Annotated in this window: 6 protein-coding genes; 4 read left to right on the top strand and 2 right to left on the bottom strand. The window is 49.7% G+C overall.

What is annotated here, in order from left to right; all coding sequences use genetic code 11:
- Window positions 1-254: 254 nt before the first annotated feature.
- From pckA to NFR90_RS08415, 4 genes are all read left to right on the top strand, one after another.
- A complete protein-coding gene (gene pckA, locus NFR90_RS08430) occupies window positions 255-1,862 on the top strand; it encodes a phosphoenolpyruvate carboxykinase (ATP) (RefSeq protein WP_251452235.1) in 1,608 nt (535 codons plus the stop codon).
- Between the two features lie 84 nt (window positions 1,863-1,946).
- Entirely contained in the window at window positions 1,947-2,354 is a 408-nt protein-coding gene (locus NFR90_RS08425) for a DUF4332 domain-containing protein (RefSeq protein WP_251452234.1), read from the top strand.
- A 148-nt stretch (window positions 2,355-2,502) separates the two neighbouring features.
- Window positions 2,503-3,936, top strand: a complete 1,434-nt coding sequence (locus tag NFR90_RS08420; protein ID WP_251452232.1) for an MATE family efflux transporter — start codon at window positions 2,503-2,505, stop codon at window positions 3,934-3,936.
- A 16-nt stretch (window positions 3,937-3,952) separates the two neighbouring features.
- Complete coding sequence (locus NFR90_RS08415) at window positions 3,953-4,381, top strand: PaaI family thioesterase (RefSeq protein ID WP_160336148.1); 429 nt, start codon at window positions 3,953-3,955, stop codon at window positions 4,379-4,381.
- A gap of 45 nt (window positions 4,382-4,426) precedes the next feature.
- Here the strand turns inward: NFR90_RS08415 and NFR90_RS08410 are convergent, their stop codons facing one another.
- Entirely contained in the window at window positions 4,427-5,719 is a 1,293-nt protein-coding gene (locus NFR90_RS08410; RefSeq protein WP_251452230.1) for a TRAP transporter large permease, read from the bottom strand.
- 47 nt (window positions 5,720-5,766) lie between these two features.
- Window positions 5,767-6,237 (bottom strand): TRAP transporter small permease, encoded by a 471-nt coding sequence (locus NFR90_RS08405; RefSeq protein WP_251452228.1) that lies wholly within the window; start codon window positions 6,235-6,237, stop codon window positions 5,767-5,769.
- Window positions 6,238-6,282: the final 45 nt, after the last annotated feature.

The raw sequence follows: 6,282 nt of genomic DNA, 5'->3' as shown, positions 1-6,282 counted from the left end.
ACCGAAGAGGGAGTTCCATTTCCGAAGCTTATTTCAAAAGAAAAATCCTTAAATTTTCTTTTAATTTTCATGTAGCTGGATAATCATTCATCAACAGATATGCTCAGGCTGTCGACGAGCGTAACGAATCATTTAAAAATATTACAAAAAGTTACAGCAGTGGTAAAATTTACTGCTTAGCTGGCCAGCCCGCTGTTTTTTTGCGGAATTGACCGGCTGTTTACGCAAGACAATTTTTTAAAGAAGATACAGCCATGACATTAGATTTATCAAAGTACGGCATAACTGACGTCAAGGAAATCATTTACAACCCTTCTTACGATACCCTGCGCAGCGAAGAAACCGCTGAGGGTCTGACCGGATATGAAAAGGGCGTTCTGACAGAACTAGGTGCCATGAACGTTCTTACAGGCGAATATACCGGCCGCTCCCCCAAGGACAAATTCATTGTGATGGATGATGTCTCAAAAGACACAGTTTGGTGGACATCAGAAGAGTACAAAAATGATAATAAACCGATCAGCGAAGCGACTTGGAAAGAACTGAAAGACAAAGCCGCTAATGAACTCTCTCATAAAAAACTTTATGTTGTCGACGCCTTCTGCGGCGCAAACGAAAGTACGCGTTTGAAAGTTCGCTTCATTATGGAGGTCGCTTGGCAGGCCCACTTCGTCACCAACATGTTTATCCGCCCGACCAAGGAAGAATTGGAAAACTTCGGCGAGCCGGATTTTCTTGTTCTGACCGCCAGTAAGGCAAAAGTGGAAAACTTTAAGGAACTCGGTTTGCACAGCGAAACCGCAGTGGTCTTCAACCTTAAAGAAAAAATGCAGGTCATCCTCAATACCTGGTATGGCGGCGAAATGAAAAAAGGAATGTTCTCGGTGATGAACTACCTCAATCCGCTTCGCCATATCGCGTCAATGCACTGCTCAGCCAACACGGATTTGGATAAAACCAATACCGCAATCTTCTTCGGTCTCTCAGGCACCGGTAAAACGACACTGTCGACAGACCCGAAACGCCTTCTCATCGGCGATGATGAACATGGCTGGGACGATGAGGGCATCTTTAATTACGAGGGCGGCTGCTACGCGAAAGTCATTCATCTCGATAAGGATTCCGAACCCGATATCTATAAGGCGATTCGTCCTAACGCATTGCTCGAAAACGTAATTGTGGATGAGGCAGGGAAAATCGATTTCAATGATTCAAGCCTTACCGAAAACACCCGCGTCTCTTATCCGATCTGCCATATCGAAAACATCGTTAAGCCGATCTCAAAGGGACCGCACGCGAAAGAAATTATTTTCCTTTCCGCTGACGCCTACGGTGTGCTGCCTCCGGTGTCGATTCTGACAGCGGATCAGGCAATGTATTACTTCCTTTCCGGCTACACCAGCAAACTTGCCGGAACCGAAAGAGGAATCACTGAACCGAAACCGACCTTCTCGGCCTGCTTCGGCGCGGCTTTCCTCTCACTGCATCCGTTCAAATACGCTAAGGAACTTTCGCGCAAGGCCAGAGCCAACAACGCTCATGTTTATCTGGTAAATACCGGCTGGAACGGTTCCGGCAAACGTATCTCGATTAAAGATACGCGTGCGATTATCGATGACATCCTCTCCGGATCCATCCTTAACTCTGAAACCGTGACAATCCCGTATTTCAATTTGGTCATTCCAAAGTACTGCGAAGGCGCCCACAACGAAATTCTAGACCCCCGTAATACTTATGCGGATCCTGCCGAATGGGATAAACGCGCCCGGGCGCTTGCAAAACAATTCATTGAGAATTTCAAGAAGTTCTCTAAGACCAATGAGGAGTGTAGGCGCCTTGAAGCTTACGGCCCGCAGCTTTGATTCTTAATTTGAGTGCAGGCAGGTTGTCAGAAGTATAAATTTATGTATGCTGTGCTTATAAAACTCTCTATTTGGAGGAATGGCATGGCATACAAAATTATTGATATCGAAGGCATCGGAGAGGCATTCGCTCCGAAACTTTTGGAACAAAATATTAAAACTCCGGACGATCTGCTTGCGAAGTGCGCAGCTCCCGCCGGCCGCAAAAAAATTGCTGAAGCAACGGGAATCTCCGAAAAGCTGATCCTCAAGTGGACAAACCATGCTGATCTGTTCCGTATTAACGGTGTCGGCCCTCAGTATGCCGAACTTCTAGAAGCCTCCGGTGTGGATACGGTAAAAGAACTTCGTCATCGCGTCGCGGCTAACCTTACCGCTAAGATGGCAGAAGTCAACGCTAAGAAAAATCTGGCTCAGCGTGATCCGAGCGAAAAAGAAGTCGCTAAATGGATCCAGGAAGCGGCCGAACTTGCGCCCGTGATGACCTATTAATCTGATCGGGTTCATCTTTTTTCGTCACAAGGAGTAGGCGCGTCCTGCTCCTTTTTTCGTTCCAACTGCGTTTCTCATCAAACCGTCAAATCACTGTCTAAAATGACAGCCTCGCAGTCAGGTTGGTTTATCGCGGCAAGCGTCCGGCATGAGCACTAAAGAAAGCAAAACAGAGCGGCTCTTCACAAAGATTCGTGAAGGTCTTGAACTCACCACCCGTGAGGAAATCGAATTGGTGGTGCGGCTCAGCATACCCGCGATTTTTGCGCAGATTTCTTTTGTGGCGATGCAGATTATCGACGCGTCTATGGTCGGCCATTTGGGAGAAATTCCTGCGGCGGCTGTGGCTCTTGTCTCTACGTCGATTTGGCTGATATGGGGCCTTGTTGTTGCCGTTACAACGCCGTTTTCCGTTCAGACCGCTCATCGGATCGGTGCTAAAAATTTTGATGAAGCACGGGATTTGCTGCGGCAGAGCTTTACGGCAGGATTCTTATTTTCAGCTGTTTTTGCCTTAATCGGCGCTTTGATCAGCCCTTATCTGCCGGGTTGGATCGGCGGCAATCCGGACCTGCATCAGGACGCCTCCGCTTATTTCCTCGTCTTTGCGCTCGGTCTGCCGTGCCTCATTTTTAATTTCATCGCGACAAGCATGCTGCGAAGCACCGGAGAGATAAAAATTCCGAGTCTGACCAACATCTTCATGTGCTTCCTGGACGTCCTCTTTAATTGGATTTTGATTTACCCGACCGACCGCTACGAAGTGTTCGGTTTCTCCTTTACGATGTGGGGCGCCGGTTTCGGAGTGACAGGCGCGGCTCTGGGAACCGTGCTTGCAGAGGCCGTGTGCGCTTTGATCATGATGTACTCTCTGCTGGTTAAAAACAACAAACTCGCACTGGTCGGTCATCCGGGATCATTTAAGCTGCGCAAAGCGGTTATGCGCCGCTGTTTTCAGATCGGTCTTCCTATGGCGCTCGAGCGCTGTGCGATGACGACCGCTCAGATTCTGACCACTGTGATTGTTGCGCCGCTCGGCAATGTGGCGCTTGCGGCGCATTCTTTTTCGATTACCGCTGAATCTCTTTGCTATATGCCGGGCTTCGGGATTTCGGATGCCGCTTCCACGCTGGTGGGGCAGAGCTATGGCGCCAAGAGAAGAGAACTCGCAAAGAAATTTGCTTGGATTAATGTTTGTCTTGCCATGTGCCTGATGGCGCTTATGGGCGGCATTATGTACGCGTTCGCGCCCGAAATGATTCGCGTCATGACGCCTTTGGAAAATATTGTCAGCCTCGGATCGGAATGCCTGCGCATCCAGGCCTTTGCAGAACCCTTCTTCGCAAGCGCGATTGTCTGCTACAGCATTTTTGTCGCGCTCGGACGAACTCTTGGTCCGAGCTTAATCAATTTCGGCAGTATGTGGGGAATTCGACTCCCGCTCGCTTATGTTCTGAGTTTAAAATTCGGTCTAACAGGTGTTTGGATCGCGATGGCTTTGGAGCTGACCGCCCGCGGATCAGTGTTTCTTTACCGTCTATATCGCCTTGATCTGAACAAACTCAAAGAAACCGTTGTTTAACTAATGTCGGACCGCAATGAATAAAGATTACACACGAGAAGAAGCCGTCTCTCATTCTATGATCGGCAGCTTGGGGATTGAGATTATTTCCGAAGAAGAAGGCCTGGTAAAGGCAAAAATGCCTGTGAACGACAGTACTTCTCAGCCGTTTGGCGTTCTCTGCGGGGGCGCTTCTCTTGCGTTTGCGGAAATTTTGGCCGGATACGGTTCCTTCCTGAGTCTTCCGGAGGGCTTTATTCCGGTCGGCTCTTCCGTCAGCGGAAATCATTTGAGCTCGGTGCGTAAGGAACCGGGCGTTTATGTATTTGCGGAAGCTAAGGCCCTTCATCTTGGAAGAAGCACACATCTTTGGAATGTGGATATCACCGCCGCAGACGGACGTCTGATTTCTACTGTCCGCGTCACCAACTTCGTAGTTAAAGATAAAAGCGGCAGCTGGAAATAAACGAAAGGCCGCTCAAAAAGCGGCCTTGTACTGCAGAAGCTCTCTTTAGAGCCCGAAGAGATTCGGAAGGAATGTCGTCAGAGGCGGAAAGAGAACAATAACTGCCAGCGCGAAGATCGTTGCAATGAGCAGCGGAATCACGGGCGGTGTAATGTCTTCCATCGTCAGATCGGCAATTTGAGCGCCGACGTAAAGGTTCACTGCAACAGGAGGCGTTACCTGGCCGACCGCAAGGTTTACCGTCATCATGACGCCGAACCAGACCGGATTCCAGCCGAAATGATGCACAATCGGAAGCAGGAAGGGAAGCAGGACGTAGTAGATCGAAATCGCGTCCATGATCATGCCTGCCGCAAACAGAATAATGTTGATCAGCAGCAGCAGTACCCAGGGGTTCTCAGACAATGCCAAAAGGACCGCGGCGCCTCTTTCTACTAAACCGACGGTGCTCGCAACCCAAGCGAAGAGACCCGCGCAGGTTACGACAAACATAATGACGGAAGTCGCTTTTGTCGATTCCACAAGAACGTGCGTCAGCACAGAGAGCGAATTAAAGGTCTTGTAAACGAAGACACCGACAAAGAGACCATAGAAAATCGCAACAGCAGCCGCTTCGGTCGGCGTAAAAATACCGCCGTAAATACCGCCTAAAATCACGACCGGAGTCAGTACGCCCCAGAAGGCGTCTTTAAAGACAACCCATGTGGATTCCTGTCTCGGAAGACCGCGGTAGCCGCGCTTCTTGGAAATCAGGTAGACCGCGATCATCAGGAAGCCGGCGACGATAAGACCCGGGATAATACCGGCGGCAAACAGCGCGGGAACAGAGGCGTCGGCAATGCCGCCGTACACAATGAATGCGATGCTCGGCGGAATAACAATGGCCAAACCGGAAGTTACGGAAACGTTTGCCGCGGCAAAAGCCTTGTCATATCCGTTCTTGACCATCGCGGGGATCAGAATCAGGCCGAGTGCGGCCACTGTCGCGGGACCCGAGCCGCTGACCGCGCCCCAGAAGGTGGCGACCGCGACCGTCGCAATGGCTAAACCGCCTGTCATGTCGCCGACCAGATTCTCTACGAGCCGGACAATACGCGCGGCAATACCCGCGCTTTCCATGATGAAGCCCGCAAGAATAAAAAACGGAATCGCCAGCAGCGGCACTTTGGCAACGCCGGCAAAGAAGTTATAGGGAAGCATGTCAATGCCCATGTCGAACTTCCAAGCGACTACGGCCGCGGAAAGTCCCAGACTGATCGCGATAGGTACGCGCAGTACAAGCATGACAATAAAAAGAGTCAGGAGCAAAAGCCCCGGATCACTCAGCAATGCAGTCATCTCTTCTCCTTTTGAATTTTGTTTTTATTCATTTTGTGCACAGCGCTCTAAAAATGATTGAGTCGGAAATCTTCAACCGTGCGCTGAAGAATTCGGACAATAATGAGAAGAGAAAAGAGCGGTGTTGCCAGGGTATAGAGCCAAACCGGAATATCCAGCGACTCGGACGAAACGTTCAGGTCCATTTCATCAATGACCTCAATTGCGCCGAGGTAAACCAGCCACACGAAAAATGCCAGACAGCAGATAACGGAAAAAATATACAGCGCTTTGCGCAGCCAGCCCTTGGTACAGCTGTAAACCACGCCCATCGTAAAGTTGCTGCTTTCGCGAAAGGCTAAAGATGTGCCTAAAAGCACGATCCATACAAAAAAGTTTACGGTGAGTTCTTCAGACGCGGAGAAGGAGAGATTGGTGCAGTAGCGAACAATAATGTTGATGAACGCGATGCACGCCATCACTGCCAGCAGGAAGGCGCCTAAGAGTTCTTCGAATCGGGTATTGAGGAAGTGAAGCATAGTTTTTTTGTAAATTGAGGCGGTTTGCACCGCCTCGTAACGCTT

This window comes from Parasutterella muris (assembly GCF_943193095.1).
Lineage (GTDB): Bacteria > Pseudomonadota > Gammaproteobacteria > Burkholderiales > Burkholderiaceae_F > Parasutterella > Parasutterella muris.
Note: the sequence above shows the minus strand (reverse complement) of the source record. Positions and strands in the feature narration are given on the sequence as shown.